Below are 1,822 nucleotides of genomic sequence, written 5' to 3'. Positions count from 1 at the left end.
GTGCGGCCCTCGATGGTGCGGCAGTCGMCATGGAGCAGGCCGGCCTCCAGCAGCAGCTTCATCACCTGGGGGATGCCCCCGGCCCGGTGCAGTTCCACCGTCACGTAGCGGCCACTGGGCTTGAGATCGCAGATCACCGGCACCCGCTGGCGGATCACTTCGAAGTCGTCGATGCTGAGGGGCACGCCGGCCGTGCGCGCGATGGCGAGCAGGTGTAGCACCGAATTGGTGGAGCCGCCCACGGCCATGATCACGCTGATGGCATTTTCAAAGGCCTCCCTGGTGAGCAGGTCGCGGGGGCGGATGTCGGCGGCGATCGCCCGCACGAGCACTTCGGCGGAGCGGGCGGCACTCTCGGCCTTCTCCGGGTCTTCGGCCGCCATGGTGGAGCTGTAGGGAAGGCTGAGGCCCAGCACCTCGAAGGCCGAACTCATCGTGTTGGCGGTGAACATGCCACCGCAACTGCCGGCACCGGGGCAGGCGTTTTTCTCGATGGCGGTGAGCTCGGCCTCGTCGATGCGGCCGCCGGAAAACTGGCCCACGGCCTCAAAGGCGCTCACCACGGTGAGATCGCAGGGCCCGAGTCTGCCGGGTTTGATCGTGCCGCCATACACGAAGATCGCCGGGATGTTCATGCGGGCCATGGCCAGCATGGCTCCGGGCATGTTCTTGTCGCAGCCGCCCACCGCCAGCAGGCCGTCCATGCTCTGGGCGTTGCAGGCGGTTTCGATCGAATCGGCGATCACCTCGCGGCTCACCAGGGAATACTTCATCCCCTCGGTGCCCATCGAGATGCCATCGCTCACCGTGATGGTGCCGAAGGTCTGGGGCATCGCCCCCGCCAGCTGGGCGGCCTGCTCGGCCCGGCGGGTGAGGTCGTTGAGGCCGAGGTTGCAGGGGGTGATCGTGCTGTAGCCGTTGGCGATGCCGATGATCGGCTTGGCGAAGTCGCCGTCGCCGAAGCCCACGGCCCGCAGCATGGCCCGGTTCGGGGAACGCTGAACGCCCTGGGTGATGGCAGCGGATCGGAGCATGGCCTCAGCGGAAAGTGCCTGCAAGCAACTTACCGAGAGCCCTGACGGCCAATGCTGAGGGTTTCCAGCTGACGGCGCACATCCTCGATGGCCTCGTTGAGCTGGTGCACCTTCTGGTGCAGCTCCCGGTCATTGCTGGCCGTCAGGGAGGCCGGTGCCGGCAGGCCCTCCACCGCCCCACCGCTCTCCTGCAGCCGCGAGAGCCGCAGCACCCGCTGCTGGCGCATGCTGCCGCGGCGCTGATCCGCTTTCGACAGCAGCCACCAGCCCAGGCCGGCCGCGCCGAGCACGGCTCCGGCCAGGGCACTGATCAGAAGGGCCGAGGAGTCGCCGGCAGCGGCGCTGGCCGCCGCACCGCCTGGGTGTCTCTGACCAGCCTGGCGATCAGCCATCAACAGTGCACAAGTGTTCCAACCCTAGGCAGAGGCAGCGGCCGGGACGACAGCTCCGTTTCCGGGGATGCCGAACAGCCTTTCAGCTACAGCGCCGATACCCGGCTCAATCGCCCCATCGCCGGTCAGATCAGGATCGATGCAGCCGGCGTAGAGGGTGAGGCTGGGAAACTGCTCACCGATGGCCTTCAGGCCCGGCGAGGCCACCAGGGCCGTGATCACCCGCAGCCGGTCGCCCTCAACCCCCCGCTGCCGCAGTTGGTGCAGCAGCTCCAGCAGGCTGTGGCCGGACGCCACTTCCGGTGCGAACACCAGCACGCCGCAACGGCTCTCGATCTCTACTGGCAGCAGGGTGCCGAGGCGATCCACGTGGCGCACACGGGCCGCCGGCAGCAC

Annotated in this window: 3 protein-coding genes; all 3 read right to left on the bottom strand. The window is 68.2% G+C overall.

The window, feature by feature from the left end:
• Positions 1–1,034: dihydroxy-acid dehydratase (locus tag IQ216_RS13750; protein WP_193815917.1), on the bottom strand; the 1,034-nt coding region annotated here is incomplete at its 3' end.
• 29 nt (positions 1,035–1,063) lie between these two features.
• Positions 1,064–1,426, bottom strand: coding sequence for a hypothetical protein (locus IQ216_RS13745; RefSeq protein WP_228007545.1), 363 nt, complete (start codon positions 1,424–1,426; stop codon positions 1,064–1,066).
• Positions 1,427–1,450: 24 nt separating this feature from the next.
• On the bottom strand, positions 1,451–1,822 hold a 372-nt coding region (locus IQ216_RS13740; protein WP_228007544.1), incomplete at its 5' end, for a uracil phosphoribosyltransferase.

Origin of the sequence: Cyanobium sp. LEGE 06143, assembly GCF_015207535.1 — a bacterium.
In the GTDB taxonomy this organism is placed as follows: Bacteria; Cyanobacteriota; Cyanobacteriia; order PCC-6307; family Cyanobiaceae; genus NIES-981.
The sequence above is the reverse complement of the archived record's forward strand: the minus strand, read 5'-3'. Positions and strand labels throughout refer to the sequence as shown.

Bases quoted from the DNA above. Each gene is read 5' to 3' on its own strand.
- IQ216_RS13745 (WP_228007545.1), bottom strand. From the start codon at position 1,426: ATGGCTGATCGCCAGGCTGGTCAGAGACACCCAGGCGGTGCGGCGGCC.